This is a genomic window from Mycobacterium sp. NGS49, assembly GCF_059812565.1.
Window position 1 is genome coordinate 67614 of sequence record NZ_JCALCX010000011.1, and the last position, 26401, is coordinate 94014.

The 26401-nt window shown below is 66.9% G+C and carries 22 protein-coding genes and 2 pseudogenes; 5 read left to right on the plus strand and 19 right to left on the minus strand.

From position 1 onward, the window contains the following. Positions 1 to 33 precede the first annotated feature (33 nt). From AC5Y7D_RS13470 to AC5Y7D_RS13525, 12 genes and pseudogenes are all read right to left on the minus strand, one after another. Entirely contained in the window at positions 34 to 915 is an 882-nt protein-coding gene (locus AC5Y7D_RS13470; protein ID WP_499924576.1) for a universal stress protein, read from the minus strand. 164 nt (positions 916 to 1079) lie between these two features. Beyond that, positions 1080 to 2516, minus strand: a pseudogene (locus tag AC5Y7D_RS13475) (HNH endonuclease signature motif containing protein); the annotation flags it as partial. 349 nt (positions 2517 to 2865) lie between these two features. Then, positions 2866 to 3126 carry a hypothetical protein gene (locus AC5Y7D_RS13480; RefSeq protein WP_499924578.1) on the minus strand — a complete coding sequence of 87 codons (261 nt, stop codon included), beginning with the start codon at positions 3124 to 3126 and terminating at the stop codon, positions 2866 to 2868. After that, positions 3123 to 3740, minus strand: a complete 618-nt coding sequence (locus AC5Y7D_RS13485; RefSeq protein WP_499924579.1) for an RNA polymerase sigma factor — start codon at positions 3738 to 3740, stop codon at positions 3123 to 3125. The genes AC5Y7D_RS13480 and AC5Y7D_RS13485 overlap by 4 nt, the downstream gene beginning before the upstream one ends. 29 nt (positions 3741 to 3769) lie before the next feature. Continuing rightward, the gene (locus tag AC5Y7D_RS13490) at positions 3770 to 4837 is read right to left on the minus strand and encodes an acyl-CoA dehydrogenase family protein (RefSeq protein ID WP_499924582.1); all 1068 of its coding nucleotides are present in this window, start codon (positions 4835 to 4837) and stop codon (positions 3770 to 3772) included. Between the two features lie 9 nt (positions 4838 to 4846). Then, positions 4847 to 5371, minus strand: a complete 525-nt coding sequence (locus AC5Y7D_RS13495; protein WP_499924583.1) for an OsmC family protein — start codon at positions 5369 to 5371, stop codon at positions 4847 to 4849. A gap of 89 nt (positions 5372 to 5460) precedes the next feature. Further along, positions 5461 to 6297, minus strand: a complete 837-nt coding sequence (locus AC5Y7D_RS13500; RefSeq protein WP_499924585.1) for a DUF3097 domain-containing protein — start codon at positions 6295 to 6297, stop codon at positions 5461 to 5463. Positions 6298 to 6391: 94 nt separating this feature from the next. After that, positions 6392 to 7462, minus strand: a complete 1071-nt coding sequence (locus tag AC5Y7D_RS13505; protein WP_499924587.1) for an ABC transporter ATP-binding protein — start codon at positions 7460 to 7462, stop codon at positions 6392 to 6394. 4 nt (positions 7463 to 7466) lie between these two features. Continuing rightward, complete coding sequence (locus tag AC5Y7D_RS13510; protein WP_499924589.1) at positions 7467 to 8297, minus strand: carbohydrate ABC transporter permease; 831 nt, start codon at positions 8295 to 8297, stop codon at positions 7467 to 7469. Further along, the gene (locus tag AC5Y7D_RS13515; RefSeq protein ID WP_499924813.1) at positions 8284 to 9213 is read right to left on the minus strand and encodes a carbohydrate ABC transporter permease; all 930 of its coding nucleotides are present in this window, start codon (positions 9211 to 9213) and stop codon (positions 8284 to 8286) included. The genes AC5Y7D_RS13510 and AC5Y7D_RS13515 overlap by 14 nt, the downstream gene beginning before the upstream one ends. Positions 9214 to 9218: 5 nt before the next feature. After that, positions 9219 to 10529 carry an ABC transporter substrate-binding protein gene (locus tag AC5Y7D_RS13520; protein ID WP_499924592.1) on the minus strand — a complete coding sequence of 437 codons (1311 nt, stop codon included), beginning with the start codon at positions 10527 to 10529 and terminating at the stop codon, positions 9219 to 9221. Positions 10530 to 10636: 107 nt separating this feature from the next. Continuing rightward, complete coding sequence (locus AC5Y7D_RS13525) at positions 10637 to 11521, minus strand: sigma-70 family RNA polymerase sigma factor (RefSeq protein ID WP_499924594.1); 885 nt, start codon at positions 11519 to 11521, stop codon at positions 10637 to 10639. Positions 11522 to 11605: 84 nt separating this feature from the next. Between AC5Y7D_RS13525 and AC5Y7D_RS13530 the strand changes: the two genes are divergently transcribed. Next, positions 11606 to 11959 carry a DoxX family protein gene (locus AC5Y7D_RS13530; RefSeq protein WP_499924814.1) on the plus strand — a complete coding sequence of 118 codons (354 nt, stop codon included), beginning with the start codon at positions 11606 to 11608 and terminating at the stop codon, positions 11957 to 11959. Position 11960: 1 nt separating this feature from the next. On the opposite strand, the gene AC5Y7D_RS13535 is transcribed toward AC5Y7D_RS13530, so the two are convergent. Both AC5Y7D_RS13535 and pncA read right to left on the minus strand, forming a co-directional pair. Beyond that, entirely contained in the window at positions 11961 to 12758 is a 798-nt protein-coding gene (locus tag AC5Y7D_RS13535; RefSeq protein WP_499924597.1) for a nuclear transport factor 2 family protein, read from the minus strand. Next, positions 12755 to 13318, minus strand: coding sequence for a pyrazinamidase PncA (gene pncA / locus AC5Y7D_RS13540; protein WP_499924598.1), 564 nt, complete (start codon positions 13316 to 13318; stop codon positions 12755 to 12757). The genes AC5Y7D_RS13535 and pncA overlap by 4 nt, the downstream gene beginning before the upstream one ends. 73 nt (positions 13319 to 13391) lie before the next feature. On the opposite strand from pncA, the gene AC5Y7D_RS13545 reads away from it, so the two are divergent. Next, positions 13392 to 14384, plus strand: a complete 993-nt coding sequence (locus AC5Y7D_RS13545; protein WP_499924601.1) for a DoxX family protein — start codon at positions 13392 to 13394, stop codon at positions 14382 to 14384. Here AC5Y7D_RS13545 and AC5Y7D_RS13550 read toward each other — a convergent pair. Genes AC5Y7D_RS13550 through AC5Y7D_RS13560 form a run of 3 tightly spaced genes read right to left on the minus strand, consistent with a single transcriptional unit; the run spans position 14381 to position 18402 of the window. Beyond that, positions 14381 to 14872, minus strand: coding sequence for a gluconokinase (locus AC5Y7D_RS13550; RefSeq protein ID WP_499924603.1), 492 nt, complete (start codon positions 14870 to 14872; stop codon positions 14381 to 14383). The genes AC5Y7D_RS13545 and AC5Y7D_RS13550 overlap by 4 nt on opposite strands. Continuing rightward, positions 14869 to 16878: a DUF7064 domain-containing protein gene (locus tag AC5Y7D_RS13555; RefSeq protein WP_499924604.1), complete on the minus strand. Its 2010-nt coding sequence runs from the start codon at positions 16876 to 16878 to the stop codon at positions 14869 to 14871. Before AC5Y7D_RS13555 ends, AC5Y7D_RS13550 begins: the two co-directional genes overlap by 4 nt. Before the next feature lie 18 nt (positions 16879 to 16896). Next, positions 16897 to 18402: a carboxylesterase/lipase family protein gene (locus AC5Y7D_RS13560; RefSeq protein ID WP_499924605.1), complete on the minus strand. Its 1506-nt coding sequence runs from the start codon at positions 18400 to 18402 to the stop codon at positions 16897 to 16899. A 78-nt stretch (positions 18403 to 18480) separates the two neighbouring features. Between AC5Y7D_RS13560 and AC5Y7D_RS13565 the strand changes: the two genes are divergently transcribed. The 3 genes and pseudogenes from AC5Y7D_RS13565 to AC5Y7D_RS13575 form a co-directional block, all read left to right on the plus strand. Continuing rightward, a complete protein-coding gene (locus AC5Y7D_RS13565; RefSeq protein ID WP_499924606.1) occupies positions 18481 to 19125 on the plus strand; it encodes a hypothetical protein in 645 nt (214 codons plus the stop codon). 340 nt (positions 19126 to 19465) lie between these two features. Further along, the gene (locus AC5Y7D_RS13570; protein ID WP_499924608.1) at positions 19466 to 21406 is read left to right on the plus strand and encodes a serine/threonine-protein kinase; all 1941 of its coding nucleotides are present in this window, start codon (positions 19466 to 19468) and stop codon (positions 21404 to 21406) included. 43 nt (positions 21407 to 21449) lie between these two features. Beyond that, positions 21450 to 21554 (plus strand): annotated as a pseudogene (locus AC5Y7D_RS13575) (hypothetical protein); the annotation flags it as partial. Positions 21555 to 22198: 644 nt separating this feature from the next. Here AC5Y7D_RS13575 and AC5Y7D_RS13580 read toward each other — a convergent pair. Further along, positions 22199 to 23782, minus strand: coding sequence for a PE family protein (locus AC5Y7D_RS13580; RefSeq protein WP_499924610.1), 1584 nt, complete (start codon positions 23780 to 23782; stop codon positions 22199 to 22201). Between the two features lie 47 nt (positions 23783 to 23829). Beyond that, the gene (locus AC5Y7D_RS13585) at positions 23830 to 26400 is read right to left on the minus strand and encodes a sugar epimerase family protein (protein ID WP_499924612.1); all 2571 of its coding nucleotides are present in this window, start codon (positions 26398 to 26400) and stop codon (positions 23830 to 23832) included. Between the last annotated feature and the right edge of the window lies 1 nt (position 26401).

A 26401-nucleotide genomic window follows, 5' to 3' on the forward strand; every position in this document is an offset into this window, starting at 1 on the left:
CTTCCGTCAGGGACCAAAGACCTTTGCCTGACGCTATGACCGGACCACGATCACAGGAACCCTGGCCGAGTGGACAACCGCAGAACTCACCGAACCCAGCAACATGCCCGGAAATCCTCCGCGACCGCGGCTTCCGACGACCACCAACTGCGCCTTCTCGGACGCCTCGAGCAGCCATTTTGCCGGCGTGTCGCACACCAGCGATCGCTCCACATGGACGTCGGGATACTGCTCCTGCCAGCCCGCCAGGCGTTCCGCGAGTACCTCTTGCCCTTGATTCTCCCGCTCGTGCCAATCCATTCCCAGAACAGGAAAAACCCCGACATCACTCCACGCGTGCAAGGCGATCAGATCGACACCGCGGTGTGAGGCCTCGTCGAACGCCAAGGCCGTCGCCGCTTCTGACGCCGGTGACCCGTCGATACCGACCACCACCGCCCCACCGGCGTCTGGGATGGCGTCCTCTCCCGAACGGACAACCGCAACCGGGCAATGAGCGTGCTGGACGAGAGCCGAGCTGACCGATCCGAGCAGCAGGCGACCCAGGGCGCCGATCCCCTGGCTGCCGACCACTACCAATTTGGCCTGCTTCGATGCCTCGATGAGGGCGGAAACCGCGTTGGCATAGAATATTTCGGCGCGGACCTCAGGTGGTTCCGATCCTTCGCAGCATTCCGATACTGTCTCGCGGGCATGCGCAACCACGCTGTCGGCGATGTCTTTCTGCCAATCGGGCATTTGCTTGTAGAGCTGCCCTACCGGCCATCCGACGACGATGGGAGCGACCGCATGCAACAAGGTGATCGGCAACCGGTGCAAGGTGGCCTCGCGGGTTGCCCAGGATATTGCCGCGTCGGACTCCGCCGAGCCATCAACCGCCACCAAGATTCCGTATTTCGTTGTTTCCGCTGACATTTGATGCTCCTTGCCGTTGCAGCCCTCATCCTACGAGCCCGCGCGCCGTCGGTGTAGAGGTCTAAAGACTCTACGTGCAAACGCCGGACGTGACTGCGCAGGCGCCGCGGTGCAACTCTCTTTCATCGAGCATCGTTCGCGGACAATCGAATTCGAGTCCGAAGCTAGAAGGGTGGGGGGTCGTCGGGGTTGGTGGGTGGTTTGGTGGGGGTTCGGGTGGTGGGTGGGTTTGTGTTGTGGGCGCGTTCGGTGTTGATGCGGGTGGCGCGGTTTTGGGCGCGGGCGTGTCGGCGGGTGGGCATCATCAGTGCGCGGGGTCGATCGGTGGGTACGGTGGTGGTGGGTATGGGGGCGCTGGGGTGGCTCAGGGTGGGAAAGAGTAGCCGGCTGCCGGGGCGGGTGGTGTAGGTGTGTCCGGTGGGGGCGGTCCAGATGATGGTGCCGTCGGGTTGTTGACGGTCGCGCCAGCCGCGGGGTCCGCCCCAGAAGGTTTTGAGCAAGTGGTGTTTTCGGCACAGGCAGCGCAGGTTGCCCGGGTGGGTGGGGCCGTAGGGGTAGGCGATGGCGTGATCGATATCGCAGACCTCGGCCGGGCAGTCACAGCCGGGAAAGCGGCAGGTCATGTCGCGGGTAGGGACGAAGCGGGCCACCGCCGCGGGGGGCCGGTAGCCCGGCGCGGGCTGGTGGCAGTAGTCGATCGGGACCAGGCGTGCGCCGGCGGCGATCAGCGCGCTCAGGTGGGCCGCGGGCAGGGTTTGCCCGCCCAGGATCTGGGCTGCTGGCCGGCAGTGTGCGGGGGGTTCGGGGTCCGGGAGGGTGGCTGACGGGTCGGCGGGGTCGACCCGCGCCGGCTCTGGGCCGTGCAGCCACGCATCGGGCGGGGCGCTCACCGTGGCCGGCTCAGCGAGCACGTGGATGACCACCGCACGCGCGCGCGGGTCAGCGGCCACACGGGCAGGACAGTCGGGCTCGGGGCATTGGCAAGACAGGCGCTCCCCGCCGGCGGCCAGAGCGCCCAACGCATCGGCTCGGCGCTGAGCCAGGGTGCGCGGATCGGCCGCACACACCTGACGGGCCATCTGCTCAAGACGCCGATCAAGCACCGCGGCGTCGGTGCCCAGCAGCGACCCCCACAGGCGCGCGGTGCCCGAGCCGTCATCAGCGGGGGTGATCACCACCTCCCGCGAGCGCGCCCCGGCGCGGGCGCGCCGCACCGCCGCGGGGTCCAGCCGCGCGATGATCGCGTCGATGGCGCGCGCGGTCTTGGGTGCCGACAGCGGTCCGTAACGCAGCGCGTCGTGGGCCAGCGCGGCATCGACCACCCGCTGCACCGCCGGATCGGTGATCAACTCGGTGTGCCAGATGATGCTGGCGACCAACCGCAGACTCAACCGGCCCTGAGCGAACACCGCCGCCACCGCCGGCAGACGCTGACGCAGGGCCAGCGCCTGATACATGTAGTGCGAAGCCAGGCTTCGGCTGACGTTCAGCGCGGCCCCCACCTGGGCGGCGATAGCATCCCAGTTGTCACACGACCAACGCCCGCAATCGGTGGGCCCGTGAGCGTGACGCGCCACCAACTCGGCGATCCCAGCAAAACGACGCGCGGCAGCGACCGACTACTCGCGGGTAGCGGAGTCGATCACCGCCACCAGGCCGGCATCACCCAACGCCGCCAAATCATCGAACATACTTTCGATACTACCGAGCTCCACTGTCTCAGGCTTTCTGGCAGGGCGCGACCCGTGGATAACCGAGGCGGCGCCGGGAGCAATCCGGCTGGGCCAGACCGTCGAAAAGGCGGACCAACTCGACGAATGAATGCCGTTTCAGCACAACTGAATTAGATGCGACTGAATTAGATGCGACCGCGATGGCCGCACGATGCCGTGCACACTTGCGCTCCGCCCCGGTACCACTGGCGCTCGCCCGGTTAACGAGCTGTCGCTCTTAATCTTCGCGGAAGGTAGTGATCGCGTTGATGACGCCGGAGATCTGCCCGTCGGTGAGCTTTTCACCGTCGAAGACGTGGTTCAGCAAAACCTTGAGATCGAGCATCTGCTGCAAATACACCAGGCACGGCGGGCAGTCTTCGAGGTGCTTGGCCACGATCGCACCCCACTCCCGCGGATCGGACTCGACCAGATCGTCGACGAGCCGGACGAACTCGACGCAGTCGATCGCGGGCACGGAGTTGTCGTAGACGGTCATCGTTGATACCGCCTTTCCAATTGATTTCGAAGATTGCCGCGGGCCCGGTACAGCAGTGCGCGTTGCGCATCGGCGGAAAGTTCCAGCACCTCCGCCGCTTCCTCGGACGACATGCCGATGAGGTCCCGCAGGATGACCAGTTGTCGTTGCCGCGCCGGCAGCGCGTCCACCGCGGCGCGCACGTAACCCACGAGTTCGCGCGCCACGGTCTGGTCCTCCGGGAGGAATCGTCGCGACGGCGGCATGCACCAGTGCCCGGCATCGGGATGGCCCGGCGGATGCATCCGGCCCGCCAGTGGGTCGGCGTCACCCGTCGCCAGCAGCTCGTGTTCGCGGATCCGCGACTCCCGGCTGCGGTGGCGTGACGCGGTGTGTTTGACGATTCCGAACAGCCAGGTAGCCACCGACGAGCGCCCCTCGAACGCTTCGGCGGACTTGAGCACCTGGACCCACGCCTCTTGCACGGCCTCCTCTGCCAACGCTGGTGAATTCACCATCGTGCGAGCGAAATTCACCATCGGTCGGTGGTAGTCGCGGACTAGGGCCGCTAACGGAATACCGCCGACCAGACGCTCGGGCTCCGCGCCCTCTAAAGGCGCCACGGCCGGAGTCACCGTCGGCTCCGGTCTTCAGGCGCCGTCATCTACCGGCATCCGCCTAGCTCCCAACGCAATTGGGCTTCCGATGGTGACTGTACAGGGATGAATGCGGCCTCACGGTAGCGGCGGCTCGCGGGCGTCCTGCTGGCATACCCTTTACCGCCGGCTGTGCGAATCTCCAATGCCGCGCTGGCACTGGCAATCTCGGCCGCCGTAAGCCGCAGGGTCAGCAGCTCCTTGTTGCTCGGCGGACGCTCACCCCCGACCGCGCCGGCCAGACTGGCCAACGTTGTCTGCGCCCAGACCAGCCTTCCGGCGACCTCCTCGACCTCAGGCTCGAAAACCGAGTTCACGCCTTTCAGGCCGATCCTGGCCTGCCGTACCGTCGTCTCCGCCAAACCGACGCACATCGCCGACTGCAGGATGAGGAAAGTGGGCCGGACCGCCCCGAGGAACCCGTCGAAGTCAGTGGATAACACCTGCCGGTCCGGGACGAAAACATTCGTCAATTCCAGAAAGGAGGACGCGGTGCTGTCCATCGCCAGCAACGTGAAGGGTTCGCCCACCGTCACCCCGGGGCTGCTCAGCGGCAACGCCAGGATCAGCTTCGCCCCGTCGTCGCTACGTGCCGCGGTGACCAGTAACGAGTCCTCATACAGGTTGGATGCCCACCGGATCGAACCGTTGATCCGGTAACCTCCCTGCACCGGTGTCGCCGTCAGTTCAAGTTTGCCGCAGCCCGCCGACTCTTTGAAGGCGGCCGCCATCCCGGTCACACCCAGCGCAGCACCGGCAAGTAGCGGCTCGGCAGCTTCAACACTGAAAGGCGTTGCGGCATAGAGCAAGTACTCCAATGTCATACGGTTCGCCCAGACCGCGAACCCGGTGCTCATGCACTCCCCGGAAATCAGCCTGATCACGTCGGCCATTCCAGCGAGCTTGCCGTCGGCGTTGTCGGGAGCGCCTACCCCGAGCAGGCCGGCGGCACCGAGCCCGGCGAAGCTACGGCGGGCCGGAGCCTCGCCGCGATCCAATGTGCCGGCGTGGGCGCGGATATCTGCGATCAGCTCCGAATCGAGCAAGCCGATGACGGCGTCGGTCGTTGTGGTCATGCTGCCTGCCTAACCGATGGAAAGTGCGGAGTCGACGGTTACCGGACGCCTGAATGTATTGACGACGGGCGACCACGCGATGGCGTTGTCGTGGATCTCCTGCAACGTCGCGTCGTCTGCGTCGCCGGCCAGGCGGACATTGCAGCGAACGGCGGTGAAGCCCAGCACCTTGCCGTCGGGAGTGTCGCCGACACCCCAGACGGCCGAGATGTCGATGTCCCCTTCCATTTCGACCTCGATCTTGGTCAAGGTCACGCCGCGGTGCGTGGCATTGGCCAGCAGGCCGACCGAGATGCACGACCCCAGCGCCGCCAGACAGGTCTCCGAGGGGTTGGGGGCCGAGTCATCGCCCAACAGTGCGGGCGGCTCACCGACCAGCATCGGAGCGAGGTCGCGGACATAGGTCATGTTGCGGAAGCCCGACTCACACACAGTCCTGGCCTTCAGGGTCTTCTTGCCGGTTGCGGGATCGGCCTTTGCGTTACAGGACAGCCGGTCCAAACCCTGAGCATCGATGACGAGCGCGTCGGTCATGCACTTCCTCCATTCCTCTTCCAGAGAGTCGGTCAAGGAGTTAGTGCCGGGGGCGTCGGCAAACATGACGGTGACCTCAGTCACAGGGGCTAAGGCACTGGCTGTGTCACGAAATCGATGAGTTCCTCCACACGTCCGATCAGCGCCGGTTCCAGGTCGTTCCAGTCCCGCACCTTCGCACGAATATGCCGCCACGCTGCCGCGATGTCGGCCTGGTTGGCGTACGGCAAGCCGAGCACCTGGCAGATGCCGCGCTTCCACTCGACGTGGCGCGGCACCTCCGGCCAGGCGCTGAGCCCCAGCCGCTGCGGCTTGACGGCCTGCCAGATATCCACGTACGGGTGTCCGACCACCAGCGTGTCGGTTCCGCCGGGGCCCTTCCGCACCGCATCGGCGATGCGGGACTCTTTGGATCCGGGGACAAGGTGGTCGACCAGCACACCGAGCCGGCATCCCGGGCCAGGCCGGAACTCCTCGACGATGCCGACCAGATCATCGACACCGCCGAGGTGTTCAACCACGACACCCTCGAGCTTCAGGTCCTCCCCCCAGACCTGCGCGATCAGCTCTGCGTCGTGGCGGCCTTCCACGTAGATCCGCCCGGCACGAGCGACCCGGGCCCGCGCACCGGGCACGGCGACCGATCCAGAGGCTGTCCGGACACGGGCAGCGGGCGCCGACCGGCGCGGTGGGGTGAGGATCACCGGCTGACCGTCAAGCAGGTAGCCGGGGCCCAACGGGAAACCCCGGGTCTTGCCGTGCCGGTCTTCGAGGTCGACGCGGCCGTACTCGACGCGTACCACCGCACCCACGTAACCCGTCTGCGCGTCCTCCACGACCATCCCGAGCTCCACCGGATGCTCTACCGAGCGAATCTTGCGCCGCCGGTCGCCGGCCAGCACATCGGTTCCATAGCGATCAACCACCCGGCCATACTAGGGAGCCGGCGCCGGCATCGTCGGTGCGGCACGCCGTCGATGCGCACGAATTAGTTTTTGCAGCACTGGATTTGGCCGAGCTTTACGGTATTCGATGTCCGTCGGTACCGAAGAAGTGCAGGTGGCCGGGCTGCGGATGCAGGTGCACCCGGCTGCCCTTTCCGGGCGGGTCGTGACCGTCGGTGCGAGCGATGATGGGCTTGCTGATCACCGAGTCGGCCCCGGTAATCCGGCCGTACAGGTAGGCGTCGGCGCCCAACTCTTCGACCACGTCCACCTCCATCTCGACACCGAAGCTGCCCACCTCGAAGTGTTCGGGACGAACCCCGACCACGATTTCAGGGGCGGTCGCAGCGATGTCGCGCGGAACCGGAATCACCCAATCCCCCAGCGACACAGCGCCGTCGACGATCGGAACGGTGAACAGGTTCATGGCCGGTGACCCGATGAATCCCGCGACGAACACGTTGCCGGGGTTGCGGTAGAGCTCGCGCGGCGTCGCACACTGTTGCAGCAGCCCGTCGCGCAGCACTGCGACTCGGTCGCCCATGGTCATGGCCTCGATCTGATCGTGGGTGACATACACCGTGGTGGTACCGAGGTGACGCTGCAGCGCTGCGATCTGGTTGCGGGTCTGCACGCGCAACTTGGCATCCAGGTTCGACAGCGGCTCGTCCATCAGGAAAACCTGCGGCCGGCGCACGATGGCCCGCCCCATTGCGACCCGTTGACGTTGCCCGCCGGAGAGATCTTTGGGCTTGCGATCCAGATGAGCTTCCAGGTCCAACATGTGCGCCGCCGCCAACACCCGTTCGCGGATCTCAGCTTTCGGGGTCTTGGCCACCTTCAGCGCAAAGCCCATGTTCTGCGCGACCGTCATGTGCGGGTACAGCGCGTAGTTCTGAAAGACCATGGCGACGTCGCGATTCTTGGGATCGAGGTTACTCACATCGCGGTCGCCGATGCGGATGCGGCCGGAGTCGAGGGCTTCCAATCCGGCCAGCATTCGCAGGGACGTCGTCTTGCCGCATCCAGACGGCCCGACCAAAACCATGAATTCCCCGTCGTCGACAACGAGATCCAGGCTGTCGAGGGCGGCGCGATCGGTACCCGGGTAGCGTCGCGTCGCCTGCTCGAAACTGACAGAAGCCACCTCGCTAACCACCCATCCCGGTCATGGCGATACCGCGAACGAACGACCGCTGGGCAAATGCGTAGACGATGACCAGCGGAAGCAGAATCAATATCGAGGTCGCCATCAAGACCGGCCAGCGGGCCACGTATTCGCCGCGCAACCGGACCAGCCCGAGGGTCAGGGTGGCAAGGCTGTTGCGCTGGATCATCAACAGCGGCCAGAGAAAGTCGTTCCACACGCTGACCCACGTCAGCACCGCCAGCACCATCACCGCGGGCCGGGCATGGGGCAACAGAATGCGCCAGTAGATCTGCCACGGCGAGCACCCGTCGAGAATGGCCGCCTCCTCGAGATCGGTCGGCAGGGTGCGGAAGAACTGCCTCATCAGGTAGGTGCCGAACGCACTGCCGAACAAACCCGGCACGATCATAGCCCAGGGTGTGTCCACCCATCCCAGGGTCCGCATCACGATGAACTGCGGGATCACCGTGACTGTCAGCGGCACCATCAGGGTGCCCAGATACAGCAGGAAGAGCGCGTCCCGGCCACGAAAAGCCAGTCGCGCGAACGCATATCCGGCCAGCGAGCAGAACATCACCTGGCCGGCCGTGACGCATCCGGCGTACAAGACGGTGTTGAAGAACATCCGCCAGAACGGCATCAGGTCGAACACCTTGGTGTAGTTCGACCACTGCGGACTGGCCGGAAGCAGCTTCGGTTCGCTGATCTCACCTTCCTTCTTCAGCGAGCCCGAAACCGCCCACAGGATGGGAAACAGCGCGCACCAGGCGACCGCAAGCAGCACCGCGTACGATGCTGCGGCACGAAACAGGGTGCGGCTAGCCAAGACCACGAGACGCCTCCCAGCTACGTCGGCGCCTGCCGCGCAACTGCAGCACCGTCAACGTCAACAGGATGGTGAACATCACCCAAGCCAGCGCGGACGCATAACCGAATTCAAGGAACGAGAACGCGTGCTGGAAAAGCATGATGCCCAGGACGTAGGTGCCGGTCTCGGGCCCGCCGTTGGCGCCGGTCAGCACGTACACCAGGTCGAAAGCCTGGAACGCGTGAATGATCGAGATGACCACGACAAACGAAACCGCCCCGCGGACCAGTGGCACCGTGATCGACACGAACTGCCGGATCTCGCCGGCGCCATCGATTCGCGCAGCCTCATATACGGTCTCGGGAATGCCCTGCATCGCGGCCAGCAAGACAACTGTGGCGAAGGGGACGCTGCGCCACACACTGACCACGCACAGCGACACCATGGCCCAGTGCGGTTCGACGAGCCACGGTATCGGACCGATCCCGAACCAGCCCAGCATGATGTTGAGCAGGCCGTTGTCGGTGTTGAACACGAATTGCCACACGACTGCCATCACGACGGACGAAATCGCCAGCGGCAGAAATGCGACCGTCCGAAAAAAGCCGATTCCCTTCACTTTCCGGTTCAGCAACCCGGCGACGACCAGGCTGACCAGCACGGTGGGCAGCACCGTTCCCACGGTGTAGATCACCGTATTGCGCAGGGCGATCAAAAACAGCGGGTCCGAGGTGAGAAGGCGACGGAAGTTGGCCAGCCCGACGAACTTGGCCGGGGTGAACATGTCCCACTGCTCGACGCTCATGTACAGCGAGAATCCCAGCGGAAACAGCATGAAAAGCAGCACTGCAGCCAGGTTCGGTGCGACGAAAAGTCGCCCGGCCCATGATCGTCGGCGCCAAGGGCGGGATCTGCCGGGCGCCCGCGGGGGTGCGTCGATTGCCGTCACGGGTTGCGCAGCACCTCGTCGACGGAGCCCGAAAGTCCGGACAGCGAGGTCGCCGGTCGCGCGCCGCGCAGCACCGGCCCGAAGTGGCGGTCCATCAGGGCGACGACCTTCTCCCAGGCCGGTGTGATCGGTAGGCCTTCGGAGACCAACGGGCCGTCGGTGAGCACCGCCAGATTCGCGAGCCTTCGGTGCGCGGCGGCGAAGCCCGGCGAGGTGATCGCCGATCGCAGCACCGGTACGAACAACCGGGATGCACCGATCAAGGCCTGGCCGACGGGGCCGGTGGCGAACTTGACGAACTCCCACGCCTGCTCTTTCCGTTTGCTGGTTGCCGCGATGGCAAGGCCGGTCACGCCGATGTTCGAGCGGGCGTTATGGCCGCGCGGGCCCAACGGCAGCGGGGCTACGTCGAAATCCAGGCCGTCGGCGCGGTCGAATGTCTGATAGCGCCAGTGTCCGCCCAAGGCGATCGCGGCCCTGCCCACCGCGAAGAGGTCGGCGTTGGACATCGACTGTTGGTCGGAGACACTCGGCGCAACCTTGTGTTTGTTGATCAAGTCGGCGAAGAACTGCACCGCCTCGACGAATGCGTCGTCGCCGAAATTCAGATGGGTCGGATTGGTCCGTTGTGACGACCAGCGCACGCCGTTGTTCAAGGCGAACAGCCCCGCCGAGTAGAACGACACCCAGGCATTGACGAACCCCCACTGCGTGACCCGGCCGGAGGCCTCCCGCTTGGTGAGAGCCCGGGTGGCGTCGAGGAATTCGCCGAAGCTCCAGCCTTGCTGCCAGGTCGAGGGAGGGGGACGCACACCGGCCGCGTCGAACAACGCCTTGTTGTAGAACAAGTAGTTTCCCGACCATTGCTCGGGAAAGGCGTACTGCCCATCGTTGAAGGAGAATGTCCGATACAGCGCGTCGATGCTGTCGGCCTTCAGCTGCGCGGCGAACGCCGGGTCGCGCTCCAACAGGGAATTGAGGTCCAACAGCACTCCGCGGTCGGCGAGTTCGGCGTAGCTGAGCTCCCAAGTCATCAGTACGTCCGGGCATTTGCCGCCCGCGCAGAACGTCGACAATTGCTGCATCACTCCGGGTCCGGAGAGCAGCGCCCGGACCTTGATGTCGGGGTTGCGGCGCGCGAACTCGTTCACCACCCGCATTCGCGGACGAATCTCGTCGGGATTCGCCGCGAAGAAGAACGTCAGCGCATCGTCGTCGTCGGAAGCGCACCCGGCCGCCCACGGAACCAATGCAACCGACGCGGCACCCTGAAGCAGGCTGCGCCGGCCAAAAGGCTTGTCGATCATGGTGCTCCCGGACCCGTTGCCGCCCCGCTATGGCGGCACCTGATGTTCTTCTTAGTCGACACGCCTGTGCTCTACCTGGGATGCACAAAGATCGCTACCCGCCATGCTCAGAGCGGCAGTGTCAGGACGGCGCCGCGCAGTCTTGCCGGGTCGCCGGAGATGTCGATGACCGCAATCCGGTTGTCGGCGGTCAAGCCGATGCGCAGCAGGGCCTCGAGCCGCCCGCCAGGTGCGATCGCAATGCCTGGGTGACCGTCGATCAGTAGCACTGCTCCGGCGCGCGCCCGGTCGGTGAAGCGCCGGGTCTCCTCGGCAACGTCTGGGGCACCACGCATTTCGGTGGGCACACCGGCGGGGACCAGCCCGGGGTCGACGACACGAACGACGTCAGGAGCCAGCAACTTCACCAGCGCGTCGATGTCTCCGCCGCGTGAAGCGGCCAGAAATGCCTGCACTACCGCCACGTGCTCGGCCGTCCGGGGCGTGGATGCAGCTCGCGCCGGGCGCAGTCGACCCCGTGCCCGGCTGGCGAGCTTCTTGGTGGCCGCAGGTGAGCGATGCAGCAGCGCCGCGATGGTCTCGAACGGCACGGCGAACAGGTCGTGCAGGACGAAAGCGACGCGTTGCGCGGGCGGGAGACGGTCGAGGACCACCAGCAGCGCCCGGCTCACCGAGTCCGCCATCAGTGCTTCGTCGTCTGCCGCGGCGGTGAGCAGCCGTTGGCCCAGTTCCGCCTCGTGCAATGGTTGTTCGGCTCGCCGTCTCCGGGCGCGCAATTGGTCGACCGCCTCACGCGCGGTGATGGTGGTCAACCACGCCGTCAGGTTTTCCACACCGCCGAATTCCGAGCGGCTGGCCTTCAGCCATGCGGCTTGCACCACATCCTCCGCATCAGACACTGAGCCGAGCAGGTGAAAAGCCACCGACTCGAGTCGCTTCCGATCCGCCTGGAAGCGGTGGGCCAGATCGACGAGGTCCAGTGCTGTATTCATGGGTCACCTTTCCGGGGCAGAAATCGTCAAGAAGGTGAACGCATCCCTGTCGACCTGCCGGAGGAGACCTATCCCATGACCCTAATGCAGACCACGTACGTGGTCGTCGTTGTGATCACCGTTGTTGCCACGGCGGGCATCGCGCTCCCCGATCTGGTGCCTGCGCAGTTCGTGTTGACCAATTCCGCCCGCGTAGGGGTACCGAGCTCCTGGTTGCCGACGCTCGCCGTGCTGAAGCTCGCCGGGGCGGGCGGCCTGATTGTGGGGCTGCTCGGCTTGCGGCATATCGGAATTGCCGCAGCGGCCGGGCTGGTGCTGTACTTTCTGGGCGCTGTCGTCGTGCATGTGCGGGCACGGGTCTTCTCCAACATCGCCTTTCCCGGCGCCTATCTGGTGCTGTCGCTGCTGTCCCTGGCCCTGGTGACGACGACGCACTGAATCAGGCCGGGAAATAGCGGACGGCGTTGATCTGATTGCCGCGCCAGGCCACATCGGCGAACACGATGCCCCGCCCCCGGTCGGAGGCCACGGACACCACCACGGTCGATCCCGCGCCGATCACCTTCGCCCAGTTCGCGCCACGCAATTGCGCGCCGAGTTCGGCGATGTCGATCCGCTCGCTGTCACCCCGAGTGACTGCGGCTGTCGATGACAGCCTGCTGCCGGCGCTTGACTCGTCACCTTCGGCGACCGCGCGCAGAAAGCCCTGCACCAACCGCTTGTGCCGCGCGCCCGCACGGCGAAACCCGCTGATGAAGCCGACAGCACCGAGCGGGCCCTGGTTGCCCAACAGCTCCCTGCCGAGTTGCAGACCCGGCGTCAGGGCCGAAGTTCCGTTCTTCAGGAACCGCACCATCATGGCGGGCAGCTCCCAGTACGCGCGGAGATGGGCAATCTTCCACTCGCCGTTCACCTCTCGCAGGTCATAGCGGAGGAAGGCCGGAATGTACATCCGCACGGCGGTGCCCATCGCCACCTCGAGTTCCAGGTCGCGGAGCACCGTGGCGCCGGACACGATATCGACGTCGCGGTGGAACGTGATGCTGCGCGGACCGATGAACGTGTCGTAGAAGCGGTAAATCTGGTCGTGCCCGACATGCGGGCTCGATCCCACCGGATCTTCGACGCGTCCGTCGTCGGTGAAAAGCCGCACCCATGCGTCGCGGTCGTGTGCGGAAACGGCTTGGGGCGAGCGCTCCACGGTAGCGAGCAGGTCATCCCGGTGCGATGTGGTCATGGGTGGTTTCCGATCAACTCGATACTGGCGGTTCGCATCTCGTACAGAGCCTGTGCGGTCGATTCCGCGGACACACCTGCCGTCAGGTCCAGCAGCACCCGGGTGGCCAGGCCGGCCCGCGCCGCGTCGTGAGCCGTATGCCGCACACAGTGATCGGTGGCCACCCCGACGATGTCAACCTCGTCTACCGCACGCTGCCGCAGCCAGTCCAGCAGCGACTTCCCGTCGTCGTCGACGCCTTCGAAGCCGCTGTAGGCCGCCGTGTAGGCGCCCTTGCGGAAGACGGCCTCAATGGGTCTGGTGTCGAGCCCGGCGGCGAATTCGGCCCCGGTGCTGCCGGCGCGGCAATGAGCGGGCCAGGAGGAGGAGTAGTCCGGGGCCGCGGCGAAGTGGTCGCCAGGGTCGATGTGGAAGTCCTTGGTGGCCACGATGTGGCGGTAACCGGGATCACCGGCGAGGTATTCATTGATCGAGCGGGCCACCCCACACGCACCGGAAACCGGCAAGGCGCCGCCCTCGCAGAAATCCTGCTGCACGTCGACGATGATCAACGCTCGCACGCCGTCTACCTTATCGCCGAACTATCGAGGATCCGGCGGTTTGTGTGCTGGCCGGCCGGGGAACACAGCGGCCATGTTGATCCGCAGAATCGCCCGACCCATGTTGTCAGCCGTCTTTATCGGCCAGGGAGTGGACGCCCTGCTCAACCCGAAACCCGCAGCTCAAGCAGCCCAGCCGACGGTGAGCGGCTTGCAGGCGTTGCCGGATTCAGTGAGCAGCAACATTCCAGCCGACGCCGAGACGTTCGCTCAGATCAACGCCGCCGTACAGATCGGTGGCGGTGTGCTGCTCGCCGCCGGGAAGCTGCCCCGGCTCGCCTCGGCCGCGCTTGCCCTGACGGTGATCCCGGGCAACCTTGGAACACACATGTTCTGGAATGAACCCGACCCCGAGCGCAAAGCCGAGAAGCGGCGCGCCTTCCTGGCCGACATAAGCCTGTTGGGTGGACTGATCATCGCGTCCGCCGACACCGCGGGCAAGCCGTCGTTGGGCTGGCGTGGACGCCGCGCGGCCGAGCGGCTCTCCGGAAAAGTGTCCGGAGCGCTGCCGGGTTCCTCGCATGACGTGCTGGACTCCGAGCTGGGCGAGAAGATCGTGCACGGTCTGCAGGCCGGCGCGGAACGCAGCCGCGAACTGGCCAGCACCGCGGCGGAGAAGAGTGCACCCTACGCCGAGGCCGCACTCGAACGGGGCCGCGAACTGGCCAGCACCGCGGCCGAACGCACCGCCCCCTACGCCGAAGCCGCGTTGGAGCGCAGCCGCGAACTCGCCACCACCGCGGCCGAGAAGAGCAAGCCGTACGCCAAGAAGGCCCGCAAGCGCGGCGAGAAGTTGGCACACCAGGCCGTCGACCGCGGCGCCCCCTACGCCGAAGCCGCCCGCAAGCGCAGCGAAAAGTTGGCAGACGTCGCCCGCGAGCGCGGGCTGGAACTCGCCGAGACCGCACGCGAACGCAGTGCCCGGCTGGCCGACACGGCGGTGACCCGCGGCAACGAGTTGGCCGAGACGGCACGCGACCGCCTCGACGACCAGCTCACCACCACGCGCAAGCGCTGGGGACGCTAGCCGGCACCGCTCAGGAAGGCATCGACGATCGCCTCCACCTCGCGATCGTCGATGTCGACGACCACCCCGGGTTCGTCGGCGCCCAGCGGTTCCAGCGTGTCGATCTGCGACTGGAGCAAGGTCGCGGGCATGAAGTGACCGGGACGCGCCGCCAAGCGCGTGGCGATGAGGTCAGGGCGCCCGCGAAGGTGCAGGAAGCAAGCCGATGGGCTGTGCCGGCGGAGCCGGTCCCGGTACGCCCGCTTGAGCGCCGAGCAACTCATCACCCCTTCGGGGTGCGCTGCCAGCCACTCGCCCACCTTGTCCAGCCACGGATAGCGATCGTCGTCGGTCAAGGGTTCGCCGTCCGTCATCTTGGCGATGTTGGCGGGCGGGTGTAAGTGGTCGGCGTCCTCGAAGGGCACTCCCAACCGCCGGGCCAACGCTGCCCCGACGGTCGACTTGCCCGACCCGGAAACCCCGAACACCACGACGGTCGCGGGACTCACTGCGCTTGCTCGACCTGACTCCGATTCCATTCCATCCAGCCGACACCGCTGCGCCCGTCGGTGGTCGTGACGTCAACCCAGGCACGCGGGAAATGGCTCACCCGCCCGTCGACGCCGGTGAGCCGGACCGGCGCGTGGGCGCGGATCTGGACATCGGCGGTGATCTCGCCGGGACTGAGTTCTAGAACCTGGTTCTCGGGTAATCCGTTGGCGGCGAAGGCTTCCCGGATGGCCACCGTCGTCAGGTCGGTGATGTTCCCGCCGCGGTCCTGCGCGTAGCCGATGCTGAACGCGGGGGTGTTAGGGATCTGAATTCGCACACCGTGCAGGTGAGTCCCGTCCTGCAGGTGCAGCGCGGTCCACATCCAGTCCATCGACCACCAGTCGCGCACTCCCCATGAGTGATCGCGCTGTCCGGGCACCGAATCGACCTGATAGCGAGCATGTTTCACGGTGACGGTGCCCGAAACCGTACACGGGATCTCATACCGCGTGGTCAACCGGTACTGATACGGGATTCCGTCGGTGCTCCACACCAGGTTCATTGCAACGTCGACGGGCTCGCCGGGCTCACCGCGCAGCAGCGCCGAAGGGTCTTGGTAGGACTGGCCTTTCGCACGTAGATCGACACGATAGGTCTGCAGCGGATCGCTGGTCGAGTGTGCAAGTTCGAACTCGTCGGTGCGCACTGTCCAGGCATCCGCCGGCAGCGGTACCTGGCAGTCGACGGCGACGGTGGCTTCGTCGGGCCCACATACCAGCGCGTGGATCCATGCTAGCTGCTGATTCGGAACCAGCCCGATGCGGAACCAGCCGCCCAATCCCTCTGCTGCGTCGACGAAGTCGGCATACCAGCTTTCGCTCCACAGGGGTTCGTCGGTGGCCGGGTGGGCCTGTTCGTCTTGCGGTGAGGGCCGTAACGGCTCCGGCGCCGCCGCGTCGGGCAAGACCGTCAATGCGTCGATATCCAGCACGTGTTGGCAGTGCCGCTCCAGCATGGTCATGAACAACCGGTCGCCCCGCTGGGTGCGTTCGACCAGCATCGACGAGACGATCGCCATCATCACTCCGAAGAAGCTCTGGTGCCGTACACCCTCGCGCACCTCGGCCACGCTGACGGGCGGCTGCGGTCCGAGCGCCTGGTGGTAGGCCTGCAGCAACCCGTCGTATTGCTCGCGCCGATCCGGTACCGACAGCGCGCACCCCAGAAAGTAGGCGAGATCGGTGAACGCCGGACCCCACGAGACCGTTTGCCAATCCACCACAGTGAGCGGCCGGTGCGCACCGGTGGCCCCGAACAGCAGGTTGTCCAGCCGGTAGTCGCCGTGTACCAACCCCCGAATTCCGCCGCGGGTGGCCTCCCGCGCCAGGTAACCGTCGAAGGCGCCGATCAGGCGCTCGCATACGGTGCGGTGCGCCGGGGCGATCTGATCGCCGTAGCGCTCCACGAATCCGGCGTACAGCGGGGCGATCATGGCTTGATTCAGCGGTGATTCCCGGTTCAGCCACGGCGCGTCGGCCAACGCGGCGTCGCCCAACAGCGGCCCGTGCAGGCGGCCCAGCCCGGTGACGGCGAGAAACGCTTGTTCGGTTGTGGCACCGGCGATTTCGTCGCCAACCGTGGCAGGTCCGGCGTCGTCGAGAAGCAGGTCGAACACACCGGTCGAGACGTTGATCGCGGCGTGATAGCAGGGAGCGATCGCCCCACCCAGACGCGGCGCGATGTCGTGGTAGAACCGCACCTCGCGCTCGTAGAGGCCAAGCGCCAGACCCGTCTGCCGGCTCATCGGATCGGTGGCGGCGACCTTCAGCACCACCGATGGCGGACGTGGCTTCCTTTCCGGTTCGGCGTAGGTCAGGCCTATGCGGTAGCACTCGCTCATCTGGCCGGTGCCGATGCGCTCGACGGCGAATTCAGAGACGGTCCCGGCACGGACGGTCTCGGTGAGCCACTCGGAGGTGAGATCGCCGGGCCGCTCGATGGCTTGGTCGGTGTTGGAAACCATGGGGCTCAGCGTGCCAGGTCAGCGCGCGAGGGTGAAGCCGTCCCAGGCCAATCGGCGATGCTGGTGCGGGTCGAACTCGATGCGCGACTTGCGATCGAACACCATGACCGCGCGGTCGTCGTGGGTGTACACCGGCCAGTCATCACCCGGCACACCGGACCGGCTGAACGACCGCCAGCGTCGTTGTACGTCATTGCTGACCCGCAGGGCAGGACCACGGTCGGCTGCGGCGGTGAGCAGCGCCCCGAACCGGGTGCGGTAAATGTCGAAGACCGCGAACAATTCGGTGGCATGCGTGGCCCCGAAGCCCGACCACTGCAGTGTCCGTGGGGCGTAGTCGTAGCGGTACAGGTAGGTGGGCGCGTGGTGGGTGTGCGCTTCGGCGATCTGCCAGGCTGCCGTGCTGAACGCGAAATCGCCCCCTAGCTGGATGCATGCCTCGGACTTGGGGTAGTTCGGGTAGGCCGCCGTAATACGTTCGCGCGCAGCGGGTTCCACCTCGGCGAGCAGCGCTTCGACCATCGCCTTGTTGGTCGGCAACATACCGAGGAAGCGGGTGAACAAGCGCCCCTCTTCGGCGTTGGTTCCGACGATGAGCGGTACCTGGTGCGCCTGGCCGGAACGCATCGCCTCGACGGGGTCGACCGGGACTACTTCGTCACCGAAGACGGGGCCGATCGGGAAGGCGCCCAGCCGTTTCTGCATGCCCTGGTCGATCAGCCGGTGCTGGGTCTCGATCAGTTGGGCCGCCGAGGCCCGCATGACGGCGTTGGCGGCGTCCTTGCTGCGTGCGCCGAGCAATTCGGCGAACCGCGTCGCGAATTCTGCGGCCACCTCCGTCGAACGGGTCATGCCTGCGGCCGGGCTTTCGGAGATCGCCCGGTGGAACAGGCCAGCCGCCTCGGGCACGGCCAGCAGTGTGGCGGTGATGTGCGCGCCGGCGCTCTCGCCGAAGATGGTGACGTTGTCGGGGTCACCGCCGAAGTTGGCGATGTTGTCTTTGACCCAGCGCAGCGCCATTACCAGGTCACGCAGATAGAGGTTGCTGTCAATGGTGACGTCCTGGGTCGACAGCGACGACAGATCCAGGCAGCCGAGCGCGCCCAGCCGGTAGTTGACCGACACGTAGACGCAGCCACGGCGGGCCAGCGCGGCACCGTCGTAGAGCGGGGTGGCCGAACTGCCCAGGATGTAGCCGCCACCGTGGATGAAGACCATGACCGGCATCGGTTCGGAGGCGCCGCCTTCGGGCGTGACGACGTTGAGGGTCAGACAGTCCTCGCTCATCGGCTGATAACGCCCGACTCCGAGCATGGTGTAGCGGCGCTGCTGCGGCGCGCAGTTGGCGAATCCGTGGCAGTGCCGCACCCCTGACCAGGGCTGGACGGGCTGCGGCGCGCGGTAGCGCAGGGGCCCCACCGGCGGCCTGGCGTACGGGATGGAACGCCAGCGATTCACCCCGTCGCGGGTGAAGCCTTCGACGGTACCGGCGGTGGTGCGGGCGCGGACGATGCGCTCATGCATACTTCGACGTTAACCGACGCTTGCAGGGGACGGCGCGCGCAGCGCCGGATTCCGCCGTGCGCCGGTTAGCCTGACGGGATGCGGATCGCCGCGCTGGTCGCTATCCCGTTACTGCTTGCCGGATGCTCGCACACCGGTGGCGGTATGTCCGGGCAGCCCCAGACGACCTCCGCCGGGACAGCCCCGCCGGCGTCAGCCTCGAAGCCGGCCCAGGCATCTGGCGCACCGACTGCCGGGGCGCCGATCGCGGCGGTCATCGCCTGGACCGAGGCAGCTCATCCCGCCGACCCGGCGCGCTACCAGCTCGACGGGAATGTCGCGTTCAGCGCTCCCGGCGGCAAAGCCAAATGCACGACGGACGTCAAGCACACCGCAGGCCTGCTGTCCTGCCTGGTGGCGTTGACCGATCCCCCGCCCCGCCCCGACACCGCCTATGGGGATTGGAAGGGCGGCTGGGTCGATTTCGACGGGACCAACCTGCAGGTCGGGTCCGCCCGCGCGGATCCGGGACCTTTCCTTGCCGGCACCGGAACGCCACTGGCCGACGGGGACTCGTTGTCGTTCGGCGACTTTCGCTGTCGCGCGGACCAAGCCGGCCTGGTGTGCGTGAACTACGCTCACCAATCGGCGGCCCGGTTCAGTGCTGCTGGTATCCAGCCTTACGGGTGCCTGCGGTCGGTGCCGCCACCCGACGGCGTGGGCCTTGCGTTCAACTGCCCGTGACCGACCCGATGAGGGCGGCGAAAAGCTCGCTCATCTCATCCGCCGGCCCGTTCGGCACCGTGTAGCCCGACTCGTCGCGGATCTCGGTCAGATGGTCGCGCACGTATCGGGCTCAGAGTTAACATCGGCAGTGGTTGACATAGGCGGTCTTTCCGATTGAGTGGCATAGGGCTGCTATTTCGGGCGAGCTTTGCTGACAGTCAACTATCACGGCGTGACCGACGTGCACGATCTGCATCTGCAGATCACTGCACCGAAACTTTCCAGGCTTCTGGACGAAATAATCAACGGTCTTTCGCATCCGGCGGACTAATCGACGGTCTGGTCCTACGATTTGCCAATGCCGTTAGCGGTGGGTGCGGTGTTTGCGGGATACAACATCCTGCAGGTGCTTGGTGCCGGTGCGATGGGCACGGTTTACCTGGCACAACATCCGCGCTTGCCGCGCCGAGACGCGTTGAAGGTGCTTTCGCCCGAACTGACGGCTGATCCCCTGTTTCGGGCCAGGTTTGTGCGTGAGGCCGATATCGCGGCGAGTCTTCGACATCCGAACATTCTCGGTATTCATGACCGCGGGGAGTGTGACGGCCAGTTCTGGATTTCGATGGATTATGTCGAGGGCACGGATGCGGCCCAACTGTTGCGGCAGCGCTATCCGGGCGGAATGCCGGTGACGCTGACCGTGCAGATTGTTACGGCGGTGGGATCGGCGCTGGATCATGCCCATCAGCGCGGTCTGTTGCATCGTGACGTCAAGCCGTCGAACATTCTGATCGCTGATCCGGAGCTGGAATCGCAGTGGGTGTTTTTGGCCGATTTCGGCATCGCGCGACCGGTCGACGACACCGCGGGGTTGACCGCGACCAACATGACCATCGGTACGGTTGCCTATGCCGCGCCCGAGCAGCTGATGGGTCAGCCGCTGGACGGGCGTGCTGATCAATATGCGTTGGCATGCAGTGCTTTTCACTCGCTCACTGGCTCGCAGCCGTATGACTTTTCCAGCGCTGCGGTTGTCATCACTCAGCATGTGATGGCCCCGCCGCCGCCGATCGGACAGCGGCGTCGCGAATTGGCTGTACTGGATGCGGTGTTCGCCCGGGCGATGGCCAAGAAGCCCGCCGAGCGGTTCGCGCGCTGCCAGGACTTCTCGACGGAGCTGCAGCGTGCGCTCGGGTCGGGTGTTGACGGCACACAACCCGCGCTACGACCGGTTGAGGTACCAGCGGCCCACGAAACCCAAGTCGCGGGTACGGGGTACGCGTCTCGGCCGCCGCCGTCAACGCCATCACTGCCGTCACTGCCCTCAATGCCCTCGACGCCACCACCGGCCGGCAGGCGGCGCACCGGCCTGCTCATTGGTGCCGTGGTGACCGTCGCGTTACTGGTCGCAGGTGGCATCTTGGCCGTCATCAAGCTCACCGGGGGCCACAATACGACGGCCGCCGCGCCCTCAAGCAGCGCACCGCCCGCGACGGGTCCCTTTACCGGGACATACCGGGCCGACTATGACGCTAAAACCGGCTTGGACGGAGCGCCTTTCGACGGTGCGAAACCGTCGACGGAGACGTGGGGCATGCGCTCCGTGTGCAAGCCGAGTGGGTGCGTGGCGACGGCGACGCGCCTTGGCGGTGATACCACTACGCTGACGGCGATGGTGTTCGACGACATCGGCGGGCACTGGTTGGCCGTCGCCGTTACTGCGGCCAAGTGCTTTGACGTGACCACCGAAGTATGGGAGGTGTTGATCCTGCAACCGCGTCCTGACAGCACGCTGGTCGGCGAATACGACAGAACCACTCCTAATGGATGCGCGAGCAAGAGACTTATGACGTTCACTCGCACCGGCGATGTCGACGTCAATGGCATTGCCGATCCAGCGAGCCAGGCCCCGCGGATAGCGTCGCCGGCCGAAGCGCTACACGGCCGGTATCACTCCACGACCACCTGGGCAACTGGCCAAGTGCCGAGTCAAGACGACTACACCGTACGTACCGACTGTCTTCGCACCAGCGATCGGTGTATGAGCTTTTTCCAGGGACCACCCGGTAAGAAAACTCCGCTGGTATTCGGCAGCGGGAACTGGTTCGAGGTTCTTGAGTGGGAGTCAGATTGTCCATCCGGCGGCAAAACAAAGGTGAAAGAGACCGTGGCGTTTGCGCTGCCACAGCCGCCGCAGGATCCGATCACGTTGCTGACCGGGCACGGTAACCAACAGCAGACCGGATCCTGCAGTGCCAGCGTGGAATTCGACAGAAAGTTCGAGCGCACCGGCGGTTAGCGGCCCCTTCCTGGTCAGGCTGGGTGGTCCGACCATTCGGCCCATGCCGTTAACGGTGGGTGCGGTGTTTGCGGGATACAGCATCCTGAGGATGCTTGGTGCCGGTGCCATGGGCACGGTCTACCTGGCACAACATCCGTGCTTGCCGGATGATTTGAAGGGTGTCCAGCACAGGGCGGACGCTGTGAAGTCATCGGTAGTTCGCGCATTTCCAGCACTTGGGACCCTTCGCTAGGAGTAGCGTCGGGACCAGCCAAGCGCATCAGCCGAAAGGGTGCGGATCGTGAAAGCACTTTTCATCGCGGCGGCCGTGATGGCGGCTGTAATCAGCGCCGCCGGAGTTGCCAGCGCGGAGGAAGTCCCCAACATGACCAGCGGTGTGTCGGAAGGACAGTCTTGCGGCAACCCCTCGGGGAAGTTCATTTTCGGGCGTGACGCTGGTGGCGCCGCATTGATCTGCGGAGGGAACGGAAAGCCCAACGTCTGGGTGGCGGCTGGGTTTCCCGTGGTTGGCGTTCGACAACTTGGCGAAACAGGTTGCGTGGAGGAGATTCATCGCCGTACGGCTAGTGGCGCTTATGCCCAATCACCGGACGGTGACGCGATGATATGCGCCTATCCGACAGACACCTGGGTAATACGTCCGACTCCCAAGTAGATCAGCGGGCGCCCCAGGAATTGCCCTGGGAATCACGGATGCGATATCAAATGACGAGCGGCAACCGCTGCCCCCGGCGCCTGCCTTTTGTTATGTGCCCTAGCCGAACAGCTGGCCGCTCTGAAGACTTAGGTTCAGCCGGGGGTGCCGTTGCTGCCGAACAGCAGTCCGCCGACGCCTCCGTTGCCGCCGGTGCCGGAGGCACCCGCAGGCGTACCTGGTCCGCCTGACCCGCCGCTGCCGCCGTCTCCGCCGTCGCCGATCAAGGTGGTGGATCCGCCGTTTCCGCCGGCCCCGCCGGCGCCACCGGCACCGGCGGTCGCGACTCCGCCGGCACCACCTCGCCCGCCCGTCGCCCCGTTGCCGAACAACCAGCCGCCGCTTCCGCCACGGCCGCCCCGGGCTCCGTCGCCTCCGGGGTCGCCGGCGCCGTCCGCCCGTCCCCCTGCACCACCCGCCCCGCCGGCCCCGCCGTCGCCGAATAGCCTTGCGGCCCCGCCATTTCCGCCCAGACCACCGTCGCCACCGGCGCCTGCCGCCTGGGCCAGCGCGCTCCCGCCGGCCCCGCCGGTACCGCCGTTGCCGAACACCCACCCTCCGGCGCCACCGTTGCCGCCGGCACCGCCGGTCTCGCTGAAGTGACCACCGCCCAGGCCGCCCGTACCGCCGGCACCGCCGGCCCCGATCAGTCCCGCGTTGCCGCCGAATCCGCCCGTCCCGCCGGTGCCGCCGGCCGCGCTGGACCCGCCTGCGCCCCCACCGCCGCCATTCCCGAACAGCAACCCGCCGGTTCCGCCGAGTCCGCCGGTTCCGCCGAGTCCGCCGGTGGCGGCCGGGGCTGTTGCCGCCGCACCCTGCCCGCCCGCCCCGCCGTCCCCGATCAGCCAGGAGTTGCCCCCGGTACCGCCGGCCCCGCCGTTACCGGCGGTGGTTGCGATGCCGCCGGCACCCCCGGCTCCCCCGTTGCCGGCCAGCAATCCACCCCAGCCGCCGGCCCCGCCGTTACCGCCGCCGTTGGCCCCCATGCCGCCGGCTCCGCCGAGCCCGCCCGTACCCAGCAGGATCGCCTGACCGCCGGCACCGCCGAGCCCGCCGATGCCAGTCGGGGCGTCACCGCCGACGCCCCCTGCTCCTCCGTTGCCGAAGAGCCAGCCGCCGTTTCCGCCCGTCCCCCCGACCGCACCGGCAGCGCCGGCGCCGCCGGCCCCGCCGTTGCCGAACAGCCCTGCGGCACCGCCCCTTCCGCCCGCGGGGTGGATCCCGCCGCCGGATCCGCCGGAGCCCCCGTTGCCGAACAGCAGCCCGCCGGCTCCGCCGTCCGTGCCGGTTCCCGCGGCGCCGTCGGCGCCGTTGCCGATCAGCGGACGACCCAGCAGCAGCTGAGTGGGCAGGTTGATCAGGTTGAGCAGATCATCGATGGGTCCCAGCGCGGCGGCGCCGGCGGCCTCGGCGCCGGCATAGGATGCGGCGCTCGCGGTGAGCGCTTGGACGAACTTCGCGTGCAACTGCTGCGCCTGCAGGCCCAGCGTCTGGTAGCCCAGGGCATGCCGGCCGAAGAATGCGGCGACGGCCGCCGACACCTCATCGGCGCCGGGCGCGAGAATATCGGCGGTGGGGCCGGCCGCAATTGCGTTGGCGGCGTTGACCGCTGCTCCGATGTCCGTCAAATCGTTTGCCGCACAAGCAATTAACTCTGGCGTTACGAAAACAGACGACATTGCACCTCCCCCGGACCCCGCCGGATGTGAAGCACAGGGTATCGCGGTCAGGGCTCCAGCACGCGGATTTCGCCGGTGGCGCCGTCGACTTCGACCAGCGCCCCTGGCGGCAGCGACCGGGTGGCGCCCTGGACGTCGACCACGCAGGGGAAGCCGAACTCGCGGGCCACCACCGCGGCATGCGACATCGGCCCACCGAGTTCGGTGACCACCGCGGCGGCGTAGCAGAACGCGGCCGTGTACCCGACGTCGGTGACCTCGGCAACCAGGATCTCACCGGGTTGCAGGTCATCGATGGTCTCGGGCCGCACGATCCGCACCCGGCCACGCACCCGTCCACCGCATACGCCGACACCGCGCAGCGTGTCCCCGCCGGTGAGGACCGCCGGGGAGGTCGTGGTGGGCTCCCAATGGCCACTGAACACGGTGGGAGGGACGACGGCCACCAGCCGGCGCTGCTCGGCGCGCCGGGCCGCCACCAGCTCAGACACGTTGGCGGGCAACGCGTCGAGTTCGTCCACCAGCAGGTAGAAGACGTCATCGGCGTCCTGGAACACACCAGAATCGGTCAGCCGGCGGCCGTATTCGCGCAGCAGGCCGCGCAGCACCCAGATGGCGCGCACCATGCGGTCGCGCCGCACTTCACGGTCCCGCAGTTGTCGAGCCGCCAGAAGGGCAATCGGCCTGGCGCGCAATGGAATAGACGCGTGCCGCGGCTCGGGTGGCGGCGGTGCGCTCAAGGCTTTCGTCACCATGCGTACCAGCAACTCGGGATCGTCGGCGTAGCTGGTCGACAGCATCTCCACTTCGGCGGGACCGCGGTGTCCCATCAGCGCCAGTTCCTCCAGCACGGCGCGATGAAACGCCGGTGCCTCCACGGCCAGCTTGTCCAGGCGCTCACCGGGTTCGGCCAGCACCCGTAGCACGGTCGGGTCCCGGCGGGCCGCCGCCACCAGCCGCTGCACCGCCTCCACCGATCGCGCACTCGCCAATCGCGGCCCGACCGACGGAGCGGTCTCGCGCCCGCACAGCCCGCGCAGCAACACGTTGAATGCGGCGCACAGCATGAACGACCCGGAGGCCAGCAGCCAGCCGTGCACCACATGGTCGCGCGCCAGCAGGATCAGACTCAGCAGCCGGCGGTCGTCCAGCCTCGTGAAATCTTGGCCGACAAGGCGTTCCAGCCGCGCGACGTCGATGCGGTAATCGTGGGTGTCAAGCGGCGAGCCGGCGCTCAGCCCCACCAGGTTCACGCCGAACACGCCGATGTTCCGGACGGTCCGCAGCTGCCGGCGGACGGGATTGGTTTCGGACGGCGGACGTTCCTCGCCGAAGATCGGCAGTGCGGCCATGCTGGGCCCGAAGAATCCGCTGTTGCTGACGATGGTCGCCGGTTTTGTGAACGGCACCGTTTCGGCCATGAAGTGCGCTGAAGTGATGGCCCCATACAGTCGGTGGGCGAACACCGCGACCGTGCGCATCGCGATTTCCTTCTGCACCACTCCCCCGGGTCGCAACCGCTCGGCGATGCCCACGCCGCCGGCGCGCAGGCCGCGCACGGTCACCGATGCCGACGACGGCGAGAAAGGCCCGGGCAGCGCCTCGGACAGGTTGGTGGCCAGAAATGTCGGGAAGCGCGGGTCGATCGGAGTGTCGAACTCTCCGTTATCCGCCGGCGGGCCGGCCAGTTGAGGCTCCACCCCGTCGTCGGCCGGCGTGTCGACCGCGGGCAGATCCTGGATCGGGGCCAGGCGCCAGGGCAGCGCCAGCACGCGGTCGCCCAGCGCAACCCGGCCGCGGACTGCGAGCGCGAAGTCCTCGAGGCATTCCTCGGCGGTCCAGGCGGGCGCCCACTGCCATTCGTCGCGCGCCCGGCTGGTGTCCATCAACGGAACGCTCGGCAGCGCCGACCGGCGTGCCCGGGTGGCGAGCCTGGTGCCGACCGGCAGGACCGGGCGCCGCAGCGCGGCCGCCAGCTGCCGTATCGTCGGGCTGCCCGGGGCGGCCAAATTGACTGCACCGCTGATGATTTCGTGTTGCAGCACGGCTTGGTTCAGGAGCCGGAGCGCGTCGTCGGGGTGCACGACCTGGATGGGGCAGTCGGCGGATCCGGCGAGCAGCACCGGCAACGCCGCCATTGCACGCAACCGGTTGTCGACGCTGCGGCCCACGATGAGCGGCAGGCGTATCGCCACCCATTCGAAACCGGAGTCGGCGAGCATCCGCTCCACCCGAGCCGTCTGCCGCCCCTCGAGGGTCGCCGGACTCAGCGGGTCGTCCTCGGTCGCGGGCCGCGGCCCGGCACCGTAAACCTGCGCGCAGGAAGTGAAAACGATGCGCCCGCTGCCGGTCTCGGACATCGCCGCCAATAGGTTTCCGGCGCCCTGGATGGCGTCGGTGCCCCGCGCCGGCACGCAGTGCGCAACGACGTCCGCGCCGCTGACCGCCCGGCGGACCGCCTCGGCGTCCCGGATGTCGCCCGCGACGAAACCGGCTGCACTCGGCCAGCTTTCGGGCCGGCGCCGGGCGATGCCGGTGACCTCGTGCCCTTGGCTGAGCAGTCTGGCGACCAGGCCGCGGCCGAGCAGGCCGCCGGCGCCGGTAACGGCAAGCTTCATA

Coding starts and splice junctions, on each gene's coding strand:
- AC5Y7D_RS13560 (WP_499924605.1), bottom strand. CDS start 18,402: ATGCATGAGCGCATCGTCCGCGCCCGCACCACCGCCGGTACCGTCGAA.
- AC5Y7D_RS13490 (WP_499924582.1), bottom strand. CDS start 4,837: ATGACCACAACGACCGACGCCGTCATCGGCTTGCTCGATTCGGAGCTG.
- AC5Y7D_RS13530 (WP_499924814.1), top strand. CDS start 11,606: ATGCAGACCACGTACGTGGTCGTCGTTGTGATCACCGTTGTTGCCACG.
- AC5Y7D_RS13565 (WP_499924606.1), top strand. CDS start 18,481: ATGCGGATCGCCGCGCTGGTCGCTATCCCGTTACTGCTTGCCGGATGC.
- AC5Y7D_RS13525 (WP_499924594.1), bottom strand. CDS start 11,521: ATGAATACAGCACTGGACCTCGTCGATCTGGCCCACCGCTTCCAGGCG.
- AC5Y7D_RS13580 (WP_499924610.1), bottom strand. CDS start 23,782: ATGTCGTCTGTTTTCGTAACGCCAGAGTTAATTGCTTGTGCGGCAAAC.
- AC5Y7D_RS13535 (WP_499924597.1), bottom strand. CDS start 12,758: ATGACCACATCGCACCGGGATGACCTGCTCGCTACCGTGGAGCGCTCG.
- AC5Y7D_RS13480 (WP_499924578.1), bottom strand. CDS start 3,126: ATGACCGTCTACGACAACTCCGTGCCCGCGATCGACTGCGTCGAGTTC.
- AC5Y7D_RS13520 (WP_499924592.1), bottom strand. CDS start 10,529: ATGATCGACAAGCCTTTTGGCCGGCGCAGCCTGCTTCAGGGTGCCGCG.
- AC5Y7D_RS13495 (WP_499924583.1), bottom strand. CDS start 5,371: ATGACCGACGCGCTCGTCATCGATGCTCAGGGTTTGGACCGGCTGTCC.
- AC5Y7D_RS13470 (WP_499924576.1), bottom strand. CDS start 915: ATGTCAGCGGAAACAACGAAATACGGAATCTTGGTGGCGGTTGATGGC.
- AC5Y7D_RS13555 (WP_499924604.1), bottom strand. CDS start 16,878: ATGGTTTCCAACACCGACCAAGCCATCGAGCGGCCCGGCGATCTCACC.
- AC5Y7D_RS13570 (WP_499924608.1), top strand. CDS start 19,466: ATGCCGTTAGCGGTGGGTGCGGTGTTTGCGGGATACAACATCCTGCAG.
- AC5Y7D_RS13545 (WP_499924601.1), top strand. CDS start 13,392: ATGTTGATCCGCAGAATCGCCCGACCCATGTTGTCAGCCGTCTTTATC.
- AC5Y7D_RS13585 (WP_499924612.1), bottom strand. CDS start 26,400: ATGAAGCTTGCCGTTACCGGCGCCGGCGGCCTGCTCGGCCGCGGCCTG.